Source organism: Priestia sp. 10L35 (genome assembly GCF_056395685.1).
Genome location: NZ_JBFTKA010000002.1, coordinates 19,401 through 35,698, shown reverse-complemented (window position 1 = coordinate 35,698; position 16,298 = coordinate 19,401). Strand labels below are relative to the sequence as shown.

The 16,298-nt window shown below is 38.3% G+C and carries 13 protein-coding genes and 1 pseudogene; 4 read left to right on the top strand and 10 right to left on the bottom strand.

From position 1 onward, the window contains the following. Window positions 1–435: 435 nt before the first annotated feature. Complete coding sequence (locus AC1DEF_RS06070; RefSeq protein ID WP_097825347.1) at window positions 436–1,392, top strand: patatin-like phospholipase family protein; 957 nt, start codon at window positions 436–438, stop codon at window positions 1,390–1,392. Window positions 1,393–1,588: 196 nt separating this feature from the next. On the opposite strand, the gene AC1DEF_RS06065 is transcribed toward AC1DEF_RS06070, so the two are convergent. The 4 genes from AC1DEF_RS06065 to AC1DEF_RS06050 form a co-directional block, all read right to left on the bottom strand. After that, window positions 1,589–3,301, bottom strand: a complete 1,713-nt coding sequence (locus AC1DEF_RS06065) for a TcaA NTF2-like domain-containing protein (protein ID WP_477727320.1) — start codon at window positions 3,299–3,301, stop codon at window positions 1,589–1,591. Window positions 3,302–3,380: 79 nt separating this feature from the next. Then, the gene (locus tag AC1DEF_RS06060; RefSeq protein ID WP_097825345.1) at window positions 3,381–4,289 is read right to left on the bottom strand and encodes a phosphotransferase; all 909 of its coding nucleotides are present in this window, start codon (window positions 4,287–4,289) and stop codon (window positions 3,381–3,383) included. A gap of 195 nt (window positions 4,290–4,484) precedes the next feature. Next, a complete protein-coding gene (locus tag AC1DEF_RS06055) occupies window positions 4,485–4,991 on the bottom strand; it encodes a hypothetical protein (RefSeq protein ID WP_176521359.1) in 507 nt (168 codons plus the stop codon). Between the two features lie 51 nt (window positions 4,992–5,042). Further along, window positions 5,043–5,972, bottom strand: a complete 930-nt coding sequence (locus tag AC1DEF_RS06050; protein ID WP_097825343.1) for an ADP-ribosylglycohydrolase family protein — start codon at window positions 5,970–5,972, stop codon at window positions 5,043–5,045. 150 nt (window positions 5,973–6,122) lie between these two features. On the opposite strand from AC1DEF_RS06050, the gene AC1DEF_RS06045 reads away from it, so the two are divergent. Together AC1DEF_RS06045 and AC1DEF_RS06040 are read left to right on the top strand one after the other, a co-directional pair. Then, on the top strand, window positions 6,123–6,611 hold the full coding sequence (locus AC1DEF_RS06045) for a DinB family protein (protein ID WP_029322303.1): 489 nt from the start codon (window positions 6,123–6,125) through the stop codon (window positions 6,609–6,611). A gap of 52 nt (window positions 6,612–6,663) precedes the next feature. Next, a complete protein-coding gene (locus AC1DEF_RS06040; RefSeq protein ID WP_097825342.1) occupies window positions 6,664–7,233 on the top strand; it encodes a DUF6434 domain-containing protein in 570 nt (189 codons plus the stop codon). A gap of 114 nt (window positions 7,234–7,347) precedes the next feature. Here AC1DEF_RS06040 and AC1DEF_RS06035 read toward each other — a convergent pair whose 3' ends face one another. From AC1DEF_RS06035 to AC1DEF_RS06010, 6 genes and pseudogenes are all read right to left on the bottom strand, one after another. Next, window positions 7,348–8,850 (bottom strand): malate:quinone oxidoreductase, encoded by a 1,503-nt coding sequence (locus AC1DEF_RS06035; RefSeq protein WP_013083523.1) that lies wholly within the window; start codon window positions 8,848–8,850, stop codon window positions 7,348–7,350. 761 nt (window positions 8,851–9,611) lie between these two features. Beyond that, window positions 9,612–10,208 carry a DUF4352 domain-containing protein gene (locus AC1DEF_RS06030; protein WP_097825341.1) on the bottom strand — a complete coding sequence of 199 codons (597 nt, stop codon included), beginning with the start codon at window positions 10,206–10,208 and terminating at the stop codon, window positions 9,612–9,614. A 235-nt stretch (window positions 10,209–10,443) separates the two neighbouring features. Next, window positions 10,444–10,799, bottom strand: a pseudogene (locus AC1DEF_RS06025) (Imm3 family immunity protein). Window positions 10,800–10,869: 70 nt separating this feature from the next. After that, window positions 10,870–11,610, bottom strand: coding sequence for a DUF4261 domain-containing protein (locus tag AC1DEF_RS06020; protein ID WP_097825340.1), 741 nt, complete (start codon window positions 11,608–11,610; stop codon window positions 10,870–10,872). A gap of 197 nt (window positions 11,611–11,807) precedes the next feature. Further along, on the bottom strand, window positions 11,808–12,191 hold the full coding sequence (gene cdiI / locus AC1DEF_RS06015; RefSeq protein WP_097825339.1) for a ribonuclease toxin immunity protein CdiI: 384 nt from the start codon (window positions 12,189–12,191) through the stop codon (window positions 11,808–11,810). 1 nt (window position 12,192) lies between these two features. Beyond that, a complete protein-coding gene (locus AC1DEF_RS06010) occupies window positions 12,193–13,743 on the bottom strand; it encodes a CdiA family toxin C-terminal domain-containing protein (protein ID WP_477727319.1) in 1,551 nt (516 codons plus the stop codon). Window positions 13,744–13,970: 227 nt separating this feature from the next. Between AC1DEF_RS06010 and AC1DEF_RS06005 the strand changes: the two genes are divergently transcribed. Next, the gene (locus AC1DEF_RS06005; protein ID WP_097825338.1) at window positions 13,971–16,103 is read left to right on the top strand and encodes a GDYXXLXY domain-containing protein; all 2,133 of its coding nucleotides are present in this window, start codon (window positions 13,971–13,973) and stop codon (window positions 16,101–16,103) included. The last annotated feature ends 195 nt before the right edge of the window (window positions 16,104–16,298 follow it).

Genomic DNA, 16,298 nt, shown 5'->3' with positions numbered 1-16,298 from the left:
GATTCATATGCAACTAATCTATCTTACAATAAAATGTTGTATAAACGGGTATTATATTTCCTTTAATTTCTTTAAAAGGGCTATTTTAGATTTGACCTGCACTTATAAAGGGAATGAAAAGATTAAAAGAAGGAACGAAATGTTATGAGTATAATATTTTCAGCTTCATTTCCATTTTCATACTCTTTCTTGTTCTCATTTTTGTAATTAAGCAAGGAAATGTTCCTTATTAACAACATCTACTCAAATAAAACCATCGGCTAAGATTTAGCCAATGGTTTGGTTCGTTGGAGTCTTTATTTATTTCTAAGAATGTTCATCTACATAACCTGGCTTCTAAAGGAGCGGTAAAAGAGATACTCATACCTCTGCAACACATCAAATAAACATATACAGAATGATACCTCTGATGGGATTCGAAAGGAGAAATCACCTTTGACAAAATATCGGATTATGACCTTTGATGGAGGCGGCACTTTAGGTGCTTTAAGTTTACAACTTTTGAATAGATTGGCTTATCAAAACCCTAAGTTAATTAGTGAAACCAATGTTTTTTCAGGAAATTCAATTGGTTCATTTACTGCTCTTGCGTTAGCAAGCGGAAGATCACCAGAAGAGACGTTTCAGTTTTTCAAAGATCACATCTTACCGGCGTTCAGCGTTTCCCGACCGGGCGGACCTGTTTTTAACCAACAACTACCCTATTCTGGTTTTATTAAAGCCATACGAACGTTTTTCCCCCGAGACCTTCGCCTTAGAGACTTAAAGAAACGAATTGTTGTGCCATCCTTTCACTTATTTTCACCGGAGCTGAATCGTTGGAATCCTGTGTTATTTCATAATTTTCCTGGTTCTCCCTATCTTAATGAAAAAGCAAGTGACGTAATACTAAGGAGCAGCGCTGCTCCCGCAACGCAAAGAGCTTATCAAAACTACGTAGATGGTTATACAGTAGCAACTAATACTAGTACAGCTAGTATCGCGTTTGCAGTGGGAAAAGCAAAGCAGCCGTTAGATCAAATTGCCGTATTATCCATCGGAACAGGTGAGCAACCAACTCAATTAAGAAGAGATACAAAGGGATGGGGAATGGTGAGTGCCGATAACATACGACCTGAAGATATGGAAGACCTTCCGCCAAATTGGGGAGTACTTTTAGACCGGTCTTCTAATGAACCCTTGCTGCCGTTTCTTCAGATTATCTCTGGTGGATCGAGCTACTATGAATCAATGGTTAGCTCTGAGCTTCTTGGGGATCAGTTTTTCCGGTTGAATCCGCGAATTCCTAATTTCTCTAAAACGGATCCTTCGGTTGTTCCCGCTCTTATTTCGATTGCTAATAAAACGAATTTACGACCTGCGTTTCAATTTATAAAGAGAAACTGGAATTAATATGACCGTACTTTAGATTAATTTCTTGTTTCTATTTGAAGTATTTAAAATTTTATATAACAAGATCTCCACGCTGGCAGCGTAGCGGTCATCCTACGCTCAAACAATTCAACTAAACCTCTTCTCTCCCCCCAACCACAACAACCGCTAGCTCCAAAAAGGAACTAGCGGTTATTCATAATCTCTCAGAAACCATTCACTCTTCCACCGGCTTCTGTTCATCTGTTAACGTATCAATTTTAGTAATTTGAAGTTTGTCTTTGCCAGCAGCTTTAACATGATAAATTCGTTCTTTCTTAAACTGCGTGCTTGCATCATATGAGTCGGTGAACGTATATACTTCGTTTGTATAAATGTCGTAAGTTCCGTCGTCATGTGATTCTGTCTTTTTCACGAGAAACTGATCGTTAGCAAACGATACGTTTTTTCCGGCGAGTGATGTGATATAGCTTTTTAGCTGCTTGTATACTGGCTGATTCGAGTCGATATAAGGCGCCATCCCACTAAAGTCTCCGCTGTTTAAGCTTGAAAAGTAAGCAGCTTTATAAGAAATAAAAAAGTTTTCAAGATCCGTTTTGCTTACAGAAGCTGGTTTAGTCTGTTCATTTTTTAACGGCTTCGTACTGGCCGTAGCTTTTACATCTGAGCTTGTTTCTGCCGTTTGATTGTCACGATTGATATATACAATCGCCAGTAATAAGACAAGGACGATAGCAGCTCCTATTAAAATAGGAAAAGTGCGCCGTGATGATTGCTGCTTTTTGAGCACAGGAAAGTCTGCGTAGGATGGCAGCGTAACAGGTTTTATATCTACCTTTAACCGAGCTAATGGCCTTGGTATTTCCGTACTTTTTACACTACCAAGCGACTGAAGTGCTAAAAGTTCTTCGTATGTAACAATAAACTCGTTTACTGCTATTCCTTTATACATGCCGTAAATTCGGTTCCACAGTTCTCGACATCGAGTAGCCTTTATATCTTCACTCAGTTCGTTAAAAAATGGTCGTGATTTTTTAATAAAAGCCGCTAACCACGTTTGATGAGCGTCGACTTTGTGGACTGTATTTAGGTCGTTAAGTGATTGCTTTAACTTGGCGTGTTCATTTGCATCGTTTTGGCTAATCACTTCCATACTGCATTCCGTTTCTTTTAATACAGTAGAAAGACTCTTACTCATTTTTTCTTGTAGCGCATCAAACTGGCTGCGAACATCAGGCCAGTGCAGTTCGAATAACTGTTTTTGTGCAGTCGTGGCTTTTCGAATGCTTTCATTTAGCTCATGCTGCTTTGTGCGAAAGGCGGTTGCTTTTTGTTTGGTCACTACTTTATTTTTGCTTAGCTGCTTCCACTCTTGCTTTAAGCTCTTGTCTTCTTCGAGTACTGTGGCGGTCGCTTGTTTTACATGTTCATGCTTTTTTTGAAAGTCAACGAACGCCGACAAATACGTATTCCAGCTTTCCTTGATTCCTTTTAATGATGACGTGTTAGCGTGTTTTTCTGTTAGTTGAAAAAAGTCGTTTCTAAACGCTACCATATCCGCTTCGGAAGAAAGTTTTTTTTCGAAAAGCTCTGTAATACTTCTATGTATGCTTGTTAACTGTTGGAGCTGTTTCATATTGCTTTGACGCTTGTTTATGTACTCCGGATAATCGTTTGAAAGAAACGTCACCATTGTATATTCAATGTTGCTCATATTATACTCTGTACGTTCTTTTTCTAGTTCGTTATACACTTTCTGCAGATGACGTTCTACTATGGAGAGAAATTTTTCTTTATCCATCCCCTCTACTTCTTCTTTTAGCATGTTTAAAGATTCCGTTTCTTCAATAAGAAATGTTTTTTCTTTATATAACTGTATCCATGCTTCTAGCAGCTGCGCTGCTGATTCATTCCAGTGGCTTGTATTCATTGTTTGCTTCACCTGTTGTTTTTATTTTTATCCTTTTTTAACTATACAGGAATTTAACAAAAATTCTATTACAGTTTTATTACTCTTGAAAAATCAGGTTCAAGCTTTCAAGAGCCGCTTCTAGTGTTTGTTTGTCTCCTTGATCGTAGCTGTGTGCCACTAAGACTACAGTTGTAAATACAGCTTTCCATTTTGCCAGTCTGTACGTTTCTTCGTCTACTTTTCCGTATTCTTTAAAAAAACGTGCTCTTCCTTTAGGAGGTAAAAAGCTGTAGGCAATCGCTAGGTCAACTGCTGGGTGACCAATATGAACATCTCCCCAGTCAATGATGCCTGAAACAATGCTGTTTTGATCGACAATCATGTTTTTAATATGAAGATCTCCGTGAACCAGTACGTTTTTTTCTTGATAGTGAATTTCTTGTATGTCATTTACGTAGTCTTCGAGAATAGCTTGTTTTGAATAAAGACTACGCTCTTTCATTTGCTTGACATATTTCTCTAGCGCCGGCTTTCGCTTCATCATATCAAGTCGATTCAGCTCATCAAACGGCACACCGAGCTCTTGGGCTTTTAAATGAGGATAGTGATGCAGTGTGCGAAGAAATCTTGCTAGTACAGAAGCAGATTGTATGCGTTTCTCTTCTGTTAATCTCGCAGGCGGAGTTCCTTGCACGTAGTGATAGCCCGTAAAAGGCCAAGGATAGCCTGCATTCGGCTTACCGAAAAAAATGGGCTCTGCAATCGACAGAGGCAATTGAGAAGCAAGACTTGGTAAAAGCTGATTTTCTGTTTTTAATAGTCCTACTGCGAGTTCTCTTCTTGGAAACCGAAACACAAAGCGGTCGTTTACTTGATAAACCGTATTGTCAAAGCCGTAGCCAAGCAGTGAAATTTTAGCGGGCGCAAGTTCTGGAAACTGCGTCTCGATTAGCGTGTTGGCAAGCGGTGCTGATACAATTTGTTCTGCATCCCATGCATTTGGCACTGTGATCACCTTTCTTTAACGTGAAGTTTGTATGTAAAGTATACTATAAATAATTTTGACCATAAAAACCCTCTGACGCAAAGCCAGAGGGTTTCAGTGAATATATGTCACGCCATCTTTTTACATAAATAAGATAGAGGCCTTAGAACGGTACAACCAGCCTCTGAGTTAGTAGCCTCCATGTACGTTTACTACTTAATACGTACACCAAAACACCTTATCGGCTGTGTCTTCAACGTGCTCCACCTTAATAAAGTTCAATACAAGATCCGTTTGGTCATTTCCTATATACTCATTTTTGTCAACATTATAAAATTGAATAAGCTCGAGCTTGTACATACCATTTTTAATATCAATTCTATACTTAGAACAGTTTTCATCAGGTACTAACTGATCTTCAAACTGGGCGGCCATCGTAAGGCAGTCATAATCTACGAGATAAAGCTGATGATTGGTTACATTTATATAACCTGTTGCTTTCCTAAAGTATGTATCTATATCCGACTCTGTTCCAATCTTCACTTCTACGTTCCAAGAGTGTTCAATTCCTTCTTCTGTCATTTGACATACTAGGATATTTCTCTTTTTCATTTCACTGCCGAAGTGGTTCAGAAGCTGGTCTAGCTCCCAATCCTCATCGACAAATGATTGATATTCTTTTGCGTTGGCTACTCCAATAAAATTGGTATCGCCAAAACTCATACAAAACTTCACTTTATCTCCTCCGAACTTTAAAGTAATTTTTATGATCCGTTAACATATATCCGCAAACTTCTTACAAGCTTTCTCTAACTCTTCTTTTTTAGCAAGCTGAAAAATCCACTCTTCAGGAATGCCATCCAGCCCATAATATACTCCTGCCACAGTACCCGTAATAAAGCCTATTGTGTCTGTGTCTTCTCCTAAATTCACAGCGGTAAGTACAGCTTCTTCGTAGTCGTCACTTTGAAGAAAAGACCAAAGCGATGCTTCTAGCGAGCTGACGACATATCCGGTTGACCCGATTGCATTTCTCGCTGCGTGCGGCAAGCTTAGGTTTAACAATCGTTCGTACGCAGAAAACTCTGCTTCATACTCCGTACCTGTTAAATGTTTTTGGCAGAGGTTTACCGCGTTTTCATATGCTTCAAAGGGCTCGTCGCCGTGAAGGAGATGAATAAGCAGCTCCACATATATAATACAGCCAAGCGTAGAGCGCAAGTGGCGGTGCGTGACGTGCGCAATTCTTTCTATTTCTTCTTTTCTTTTTGTAAAGCTAGTTTCATCACATAGTGTAAACGCAAGCGGAGCAATACGCATAAGCGCTCCGTTTCCGTTATCGTATTCAGCGCTTCCTCCCCACTCTTCTTTAGGAAGTCCGCTTTTATAGCGGCGAATCGCTTCGCTTTTTGCGATGCCAATATCAAACATTTCTCCGTACGGCGTCCAGTAGCCATCCGACCAATAGTTCGCAAACTTTTGCATTAAATCATACTCATCTTGTTTGTCTATTAAATTATCAATTAAGCACATCGTCAGAGATGTATCATCTGACCACGTTCCTTTAGGCTGGTTGTATGTACCGTAGCCGGTCATAGTCGTAATTTGAAATGAATCGCGTTTTTTAAACTCAACTGGAACACCTAAAGCGTCTCCGACAGCTCCTCCTAGAATCGTAGAAAGGACTTTTTTATGTAGCGTCATGTGATCAACTCCTTTCTATTATTGTAATTGTTTGATTTTGGAATTTGCAAGAGACACCCTGCCTAGGCGCTTTTTCTTCTTTATAAAAAGGTATTTACCAGCGTTCATCTAATTTAAATAAGAGGTAAAAAAACATGTGAGGTGCGGTAGATGATTCATTTTTTTGAATATAATTGGCAAGTGAGAGATGAATGGTTTAGCTGGTGTTATCAACTTTCAAGAGAAGAACTGTTGAAGAAGCGGACTGGAGGAATGAGTAGCATTTCACAAACTTTTTTTCATATTATTGATGTGGAATACAGCTGGATACGTGCCATCCAAGGTAAACAAGATATCGTTCTTTCTTTTGAAGAACACGATACGCTTGAAAAGCTTCAAGCGCTCTCTTCTGCACATAGACCTGACATTGCCGACTTTCTAAGCCATTTGAATTTTTCTAACAAAAGGTATATAACAGTCCCTTGGGATTCTACTTCTTACACAGAAGCTGACATCTTACATCACATCATCATTCATGAAATCCATCACATCGGTCAGCTTTCTATTTGGGCAAGAGACGTGAATAAACGGCCTATTTCTTCTCACTATGTAGGAAGAAACATAAAAGACATTTCTTCGTACTTCTCTAAAAACAATTGACCAACAAGAACAAATGTTCTATATTTTTTGTAAATATATGGAGGTGAAAACAATGAGACCAGAATTTTCAAAAAACTTATCTATCACTGACTTTACGGATTTTTACTGGCTCAAAACCGAGCTGCAGCAATTTTGCCGAGAAAATAACATGAGCCCGTCTGGATTTAAAATGGAACTTTCAAAAAGAATTGAAGTGTTTTTAACAACCGGTGAGACTCAACAATCAAAAACACCGTCTAAAAGACGCTCGTCCTCTAAAACGCAAGCGCCACTAACATTAGATACCGTCATTGGGAAAAATCACCGCTGCAGTCAAGAAGTACGGGCTTTTTTTAAAGAAGCCATTCATCCTACATTTCATTTTTCCACCTATATTCAAAACTACTTTAAAGAAAATGTAGGGAAAACCTATCGAGATGCGGTAAAAGCGTGGTATGAAGAAGAAGAAGAACGAAAAAAGCAGCCTTCCTATCAAAAAGAAATTGCGCCTCAGTTTGAATACAACCGCTTTATCCGCGACTTTTTTAACGACCCGAAAAACAAAGGAAAAGGCCGCGATGATGCGATTGCAGCGTGGAAACAGTTAAAACTTCAGCCTGGAAGCAATCAATACCGCTCTTAAATCAAACCCTACATATAAAGATCATTAAAACACCACCTCAAGAAAAGGTGGTGTTTGTGCACGCCTGTAGATTTCTTCACATACACATGTGCTGTTTGTTACGCCGTAAAATCTTTAGCTATAAACAGACTCTTTTTTAATTAAACCCAGCGTCTGTGAAGTAGATGCATGAATTTCGTTAAAGAAGTCTGGATGATCAACTAACGACATGCCATAGGAAGGAATCATTTCTTTTATTTTTGGCTCCCACTTGTTCATGTTTTCTGGGAAGCATTTTTCCAATACTTCAAGCATAACGTGAACCGCCGTTGACGCACCAGGAGAAGCGCCAAGAAGTGCAGCAACAGAACCATCAGCGGCACTTACGACTTCTGTACCAAACTGAAGCGTTCCTTTTCCTCCAGCTTCCGTGTCTTTGATTACCTGCACACGCTGGCCTGCTACGACGATATCCCAGTCTTCGCTTTTCGCGTTCGGGATAAATTCACGCAATTCTTCTACACGTTTTTCATTTGATAACAGCACTTGCTGAATTAAATATTTTGTTAATGCCATTTCTTTGACGCCTGCTGCTAGCATGGTTAAAATATTATTCGGCTTTACAGAACTGATTAAATCCAGGTTTGAACCTGTTTTTAAGAACTTCGGTGAAAAGCCAGCAAATGGACCAAACAACAGCGTCTTTTTGTTATCAATATAGCGTGTATCAAGGTGCGGAACCGACATTGGTGGAGCTCCGACTTTTGCTTTTCCATATACTTTCCCGTGGTGCTGCGCAATTACTTCAGGGTTATTACATACCATAAATAATCCGCTTACCGGGAATCCTCCAATATGCTTGGATTCAGGAATACCTGTTTTTTGAAGTAAAGGCAAGCTTCCGCCTCCACCACCGATAAAGATGAATTTTGCCGTGTGGTACTCAACTTTGCCGCTGTCTACATCTGCGACTTTTACTTCCCACATACCGTCACTTTTACGTTTAATATCTTTTACACTTCGTTTGTAATGAACGTGAACCCCTTTATTCTTCAGATGGTCAAACAACATGCGTGTTAAAGCACCGAAGTTTACGTCTGTTCCCGAATCAATTTTAGTTGCGGCAATTGGTTCATTTGACGTGCGCCCCTTCATGATTAACGGAATCCATTCTTTTAGTTTGTCAGGACTGTCGGAATACTCCATTCCTTGAAACAACGGATTGTTTGACAGCGCTTCAAAACGCTTTTTCAGAAACGATACATTTTTTTCCCCTTGTACCAAACTCATATGCGGAATTGGCATGATAAAATCTTGCGGATTGCGAATCAACTTGCTGCTTACCAGATAAGACCAAAACTGTCTTGACAGCTGAAACTGCTCGTTAATTCGGATCGCTTTTGTTATATCTATAGATCCATCAGCTTTTTCTGATGTATAGTTTAGTTCGCACAGCGCAGAATGGCCCGTCCCTGCATTATTCCATTCGTTCGAGCTTTCTTCCCCTGCGTCTGCGAGTTTTTCAAATACTTTAATGTCCCATTCAGGTGCTAACTCTTTGAGTAATGACCCCAAAGTTGCGCTCATGACTCCGGCACCAATTAAGATAACGTCTGTTTTTTTCTGTACGTTGCTCATTATAACCTTCCTCATCCCCTATATTTGTAAAAAGATGTAGGCGCTCCTGCTTACGTAGTAAAAAAATTCAGGTGCGACCTAAGAACACACCTTTTTCTGTCTCACTTATAACTATATCACAGTATAATTGTCTGATGATTATAAACTATTCAAAAATGATAAGAAAGTGAGAAAATCGCCCACAAATTCTAAAAAACTTATTAAATTCCGTCTGCATTTTCTTTTATTAGTAAACTTTTATACCTACTTCTAAGTGGCAAAGCATTGATTAATAAAATAACAAACTATTCCAAAAATTCAGATCAAAAACCAAAATAATTTTCTTGAAAATTTCACCTACTATAACTATACTCATTCGAAAGAACAAACAGCACTATAATTAGAAATGCCTTCATTCTTTTTGACTAGTTATACGTAGATGTATCCATATATGTATAGAGCACCGGCTCGTCCAGGTGCATATTTAGAGAAATAAGTATATATTATAACAGCTGATTTTCAGCTCGTATTGTAAGTTACAATATCTATGTCATATAACATACCATGAAATAAGTGAATAAGTAAATGATTATTCAGAAATTTATGTTATAAAACCTAACATGTATGTTGACTTTTACATAGGACATACTTGTTGATAAAGAGAATAACACTTTACATGCTCCTTTCATTTTAAAGTTGTTTAATTGCCTTGTTCATGCGCCATGGTTGTTGCTGAGTTCAATCAAAATAAGCCACGATTAGCACGTGACTTGTTTTGATTCTTATTGAGCTGGTTGAATATCATCTTGTGTAAACGTCCAAATACCACGATTTTTACTAAAACCGCTAAATTCAAACTTAAAATCGCCTTCTTTTGGTATATCAAACGTTGCAATCCCGCTTTGTTTTTCTCCTGGTGAAATGTTTCCGTTCAAATGATTCTCTGTGGCACCAGAAACAACCGTAGCAAAGTATTGAGTGTCTCCTTTTTGAATATCAAAATGAAGTAGCTCACTTATTTTATGATTTTTCTTTCCTTTATTCTCAATCGTAATATTCATTTTGATAAACTGTCCGTTTTTGTTTTTAGATAGCTCATCATCCGGTACGACTTGTGGAGAGTCTACTGTAATCGTAAAATCATCAACATTAGCAGTTTCACCTAATTTTTTGGTAACCGTATTGTAGAATTTATCTGTTTTTTCTTTATCAAACTTCGCATCAGCATTTAGCTCTTTATCGTCTGATTTCTTTTCTGATGACTCAGCTGAGTGTTTCTCATTTCCACTAGCTTTTTCTGATTCTCCGCTCGAACAAGCCGCAAGCCCTAATACTAGGAAGCATGTACTTGCTCCTATTAACCATTTTTTCTTACTCATTACGGGTTCTTCCTTCTTTCGATTAGTATTTTATGTATAAAGAGTTAAATCTACGTAACTCTTAATCCAAAAATAGGATATACCAAATACTAACAGTCTGTCAAAAGTAAATATATTACAACTGTTCTATATATTAAATAAGGACCTTCTGCTCAACACTCATTCATTAGACAATAGCGGTACTCATATACCTTAGCAAATTGCCTTTCACCAAGTATTTAAGTAATGTTTGTTACTATTCCACTGAAGGGTTATGATCAGCTTTTACATGCTTTAGTCCTTCTATTACTTTATTCATTCGTGGCAATAAATCTTTTATTTCGTCTAATGTTAGCTCGTCTTGCGCTTCTTTTGGGTTAAATTCCCCAACCTTTCTGTTATACCTCTAATGCACCCAACGAAAACTTGCTCATGGGTAATTGCAATTTCTCCAATAGCAGTGTCCGCAATAAAATCTTCTACCTTGCCTAAGTTATCAAATTCATCCGCTAGTTTTGCTATAGCATATCTATACCCTCTGCCTTCATCTACCAACTCTTCATACGTCTCCTGAATTGCATCAAATATTTCATTATACTCCCAATCTTTCATGGTATTACTCCTCCTTTATCTCCGATTAACGCTTAAAGGACAAAGTTTTTCAACCTTGTCCTTTAAATGACTAGCTTATTTTATTTAACCGCCAAACCCCATAAAGGTTATAAAAAGGATCATAACTTTCAAACAGCACACACGATTCTGCTCTTAATTGAAAAACAGGAGCTTTAGGGTCGACACTAAATGTTTCTCCACTATTAAATACGGGATTTTCAATTAACGTATATAGGCAAAAGGTTTGAAATAACTCTACTGTTTCAGCTGGATTGGTATTAGATGTAGATGTTAGTAAATCTTTATAGCCGAAATTATGCATACCACAGGTGTAAAACACATCTTCTTCTCTGGACATTTGAACGAAAGCAGCAAATGCTCTGTTCTCTGTACCATTGTTAACGTATTCTATCCAATTATCTTTGGTAGTGGCCTTTCCAGATGACTCAACGTTCACTGCTAAACCGCCCCATTGAAGAACTGCCTTTGCGACACTCATAATTTCAATAACTTGCTCAAGTGATCCACCTTCTGCAAGAATATACACCATACTACGGTGACTTTGAAGAGTTTCAATATCACCCTTTGTAAACGATCCATTTCCACCAAGCTCAAACGCTTCAGCTACATAAGGAATATGTTCGTCAACAAATTCTATTTGATACAAATATTTAGGCGTCTGTAATTTACCTATATGATGTTCCCCTAGGTATACAAACTCTTGTTGACTTTCATTAAATTTTTCTTTAAATGCTTGTCTATTCTGCCATATGCCCGGTATTCCCAAAATAATTTTCGAGTTATTTTCCACGCTCTCACCCACTTATAATAAATTAATTTATTACTAGCTGTTCTTCAACAATAGCTCAATTTGCTTAATTTGAATAGCATGCATAGATTCTTCTTTTAGTTTTTCGAAGTTCTCTTGTAATTTGTCTAATGATTTTTATAGTTCTCAAGAAAAAAGCACTTCTGGATTTATTCAGAAGTGCTTTTACTATCATTTATTTAATAAGCATATTTGCCTTTAATTTTCATCAACAACTCTTCAATAATCTCTTTCTTTTCAGAATTTTCCCCTATATAAAATTCACATGCAGCACTTAAATACTGGTACAGTTCGTCATAATTCACAATATCATAGTCATCATCACCATCACCAGAATAAAATAAAACTTTATTTTGTCCAAAATACTCCTCATCATCTTGTTCATATTCATCTGAATAAATAACTCCATTATATTCCCGACGCTCTCCCTCTTTATTTTTAAAATCTTCTAAGTGTTGTAAAAAGTTACGTCCATTTACATATATATTCAAAACATCAATAACTGCCTCTTTATTTAAATTGTTCTGTTTCATTATCTCAATAAACTCTTCATATACGTTCATACTAATCCACCCATTCTACTACTGGATAAGCATTCTCTATCTCTCCAGTTTCGGAATTCATAATACCTTCAAATTTCAATATTTTTCCATTATAGTCTGTTTGTCCTTGTATTTTTATCTTCTTTTGTTTTAATAGTGGAATTTCTCTTTTATTGTTTAAACCCTCTTCCATTGCCTTTTTGCTAAAATCTATTATTTCATCATTTGAAATAATTTTTGGATCATACACTGTCTTTTTATACATTTTATCTCTATTAGGTATTACTTTGTATTCACCAGTCCCGTTTTTTCCTGTATAATCCATTTTTTCATATTTTACTTTATATTCTATCTCAAAAATTCCATCTATATCTGGATGTTCCTTTTTAACAACAGGTCCTAACTCATATTTGTTAGAATTACTATTAAAATAATTTTTAAACTCATCATAATTATGTCCACCACTAATACCATTACGTTCAGTAAACTTTTCAACTGGCCCTATTGTATGTTCAACATAGTAGCCTTCTTTAAATTTAAGATTACCCGTACCCTTAGCGACAGCCCCCTGATCATTGGCCCCCTTAACATTCGCCTTACTACCCGACTCTTCCACTTTCTCCAACGCTTTGGACTGACCTTTCGAGACATTTCCCATCTTATACGTCGTTAACCCATTTAACGCTTCCCCAAAGGTCTTTCCAGGTAACGCCTCTCCTATCCCTGACAGTTGAGGTTGAGGACGTAAAGTCGGTATCTCAGCATCTAGTAAAAGTTGAAACTGCTTCTGAACAGGTTCATACACCTTTTTCGACCAATTGCTTGCTGCTTTTGCGCTGACGACATTCCGCATATCACTCAATGTTTTGGTTGCTTTATGGGCAGGTACACGCGGAACGTTTGTTACTTTTGGAACGGATTTTACGGCGCCTGCGGGTTTCGCTCCTCCAATTACGCTCGCAAACAGAAACATGCTGCTTTCCCAGTGCTCTTTTGAGAGAGGTTTGTCAGGATTAAGCGCCTGCTTTCCTACATCTAAGAGTCCCATTGTTGCGTGATTGACAAAGTCATACGGTGAATCCAAAGAATTTTTCCCTCGTTCATTCAGCCCCTCTTTGAAGGCAACAGCTTCATCAAATCCGCCCATCGTTATATAGTTTCCAAAGTCATACAAGGAGTTGTACCGTTTATCTGCTCGCTCTCCCATACCGGCCCAAATGTCTTGTGCTACTCCTTTATTACCCGTAACTGTGCCTTTTGCTAAAGTTATAGCACCTTCTCCTACGTCTTTGACTACAGCTTTTATACCGGTTTCTTCTTTTTTAGCCGCAGGGTTCTCGCAGATTTCTGTAAAGTCAAAGGATTCAGCAGTTTTTTCAGGTGCCACATCTCTAACCTGCCCCTGACTTACCACCGACTGCATAAGCATTCCCTCAACGCCCGTAGCGTTTTGAAGAATCTGTTGAGACGTTAGCATGCCCACAGCGGAAGAATCGTTGAGCGCCTGCAGATATGGGCTTTTTTCAAGTTCCACTGCTTGCTCTGCAGGTGACAGTTCCGCTAGTTTTTTCATGTTAGCAGGTGCTGTATCCTGCTGGATTTGCGTTAGCACTTCTCTTATGTAAGAAAACTATCTTACCATTGACAATTTATCAAGATTTTTGGACTACTTCACTTGTTATTTCCACGCCACTAAAAGGCCTTTTTACACAATTTTTTTGTTAAAACGCATTCATTCTTTCTATTTCCAAATATTTAAACATGCGCTAGTATATACATAATATAAAGAGGAGGTTGAGTATGAGAGAAAAGCTCGTAAGACTCGGTTATTTACTGGGGTTGGCTCTTGTTTTGTCCGGCATTTTATATTTCTTTGCATCGAACTGGCAAGGCTTTGACCGCTACACTAAAATTGCGCTGAGCGTGGGGCTGATGCTGCTGTTTTACGGAAGTGCATTTGCGGTGCGAAAGCTGCTTCCTCAGCAGGCGTTTTTAAGTCACTGGACGCTTTTGGCCGGCGCTCTTTCATTTGGATTAAGCATCGCGCTTCTTTCTCAAATTTACAACACGCACGCTGAATCGTACTGGCTGTTTTTAATTTGGCTTGTGCCGGTTATTTTGTTTAGCTTTTTTACAAAGTATCAGCCATTTTACGTGTTATCGTTTGTTTTATTTCAATTCACCATGGCTTTTTTCATTTCACCAACAGGCGCAGTTTCACAGCGAGGCGAGCAAGAGACGCTTTTACTTTACGCAGCAATGGCGTTTGTGAACTTACTCATCTTTTGGATCATAAAAAAGAAACACCTCTCGTCTCCTGTGATCATGTATGCGGCGTTTTGTTTGTTTCACTACATTTTTTTAACTGTTTCCCTGCCGGATTTTACAGGCAGCTCTAGCTTACGGATTGGTCTTATTATTTTTTATTTGCTGTTTTTACTAAGCTCCTTTTTTTATTTTTCAAAAGTGGAGCCGCAAAGGTCATTTTTAGGGATTTCCATCGTGGCATTTGCTTTATTTGTTATTGAACAGTTTTTCTCTTTTATTTTTAAACACTACGCTGAATGGTCGCTTTTTTTAGCGTTAGGATTCGTGATTTTATTTATTGGTGCAAGCGTGTGGTTTGTCAAATGGCTCACTGCCAACACGTCAGCACAAAAAACCTCGCTCCGCGTAATCAAACGAATAGCGGTAATTGGGATTACGGCTATTGCATCGGTGATCGGCAGCAGCTCTTTAGGAGGACTCATCACACTTATTACAGGAACATACCCACCGAACGGAATGCTTGTGATCGGCGTTTTGTTGATTGTGGCATGTTATTTGATTAAAGCAGATATTCCAACGGTAAAATATACGCTTTTAATGATGGGCGTATTAATTAGCGGCGGCGCTTCTTTTTTTGTGAACGACATTCTGTTTTTTATCTACGTCATCGCACTTGTAGCGCTTTTAGTATTCACTAAACATACGCCCGTTCGCCTGTTGCTTTTTGTGCTAGTGCAAGGGCTTCTGTTAATAAAGGTTCCGACTACTTACTATGACACTATCAAAATAGATTATGTGCTGCTCGCTTTGTTTCTATTAAATGCCGCTGTATACGCGATAAACGTACACCACGCGTTTAAAAAAGCAGCGCTGCTTCTTGCTTTTATCTTTTTACTGTCGCTGACTGAATTAAGCGAACCTTCTTTTTTAAATATCATTTACTGCACGGTGTTTTTTGTGATTTCGACTGTCTTCTTATTTGTGACGGTACGAAAAGAGCCAAAATATGATTTTATTGTCGGCATGATTTTCTGGTTTGTTTTTTTAGCGATGAAATATTACGACTTTGTGTGGGATTTATTTAATAAATCACTTGTGCTTGTTATTTTAGGTCTTATCTTTCTTTTCCTAAGCAGGAAATGGGACCTGTCAACGCCTGATCAGCCGCAGCCTTCGTTTCTTGACCGCAGCCGAACCGCTGTATGGATCATCATTCTTGTTCAGCTCATTATTCTGGGCGGCATTTTTACCAAAAACGAAGTGCTTCTTCAAAACGGAAAAGAAATTAAGCTCGCTTTACAGCCGATCGATCCGCGCTCGCTGCTGCAAGGCGATTACGTTGAGCTGAATTACGCCATTGCGCACGTTACATTACCTCATGTAAAAGACGGTGAAAAAGTGAAGCTCGTTCTTCGCCCTAACAAACAAGGCGTGTATGAATACGCAAAAATCTACCAAGCGGATGATGACTGGAATAAGCCGTATACTTCTAAAAAGAAAGACGTTGTCATTACGGGGACGTATCACGAATGGGGAATTCAGTACGGAATTGAGCATTACTTTATTCCAGAAGGAACCGGCAGCAAAGTGGAAAGCGAAGCTCGTTTTGCTACTGTACGAGTTGGAAAAAACGGAGATGCGATCGTTACAAAAGTAGGCAAATAAAAAACGGCCGCTTCAGTGTTGAAGCGGCTGTTTTTTATTTTAATTGATAAATACGCCGATGATCATCGTTAGAATAAGGATCACAAAGAAAATGATGATTCCATAGCCAATCCATTTTATTCTTTTGGGCGTTCCTTTTACATTCATATCCGTTATTTTTCCTTCAATACGCTTTTGATGTTCAGTAACGTCATC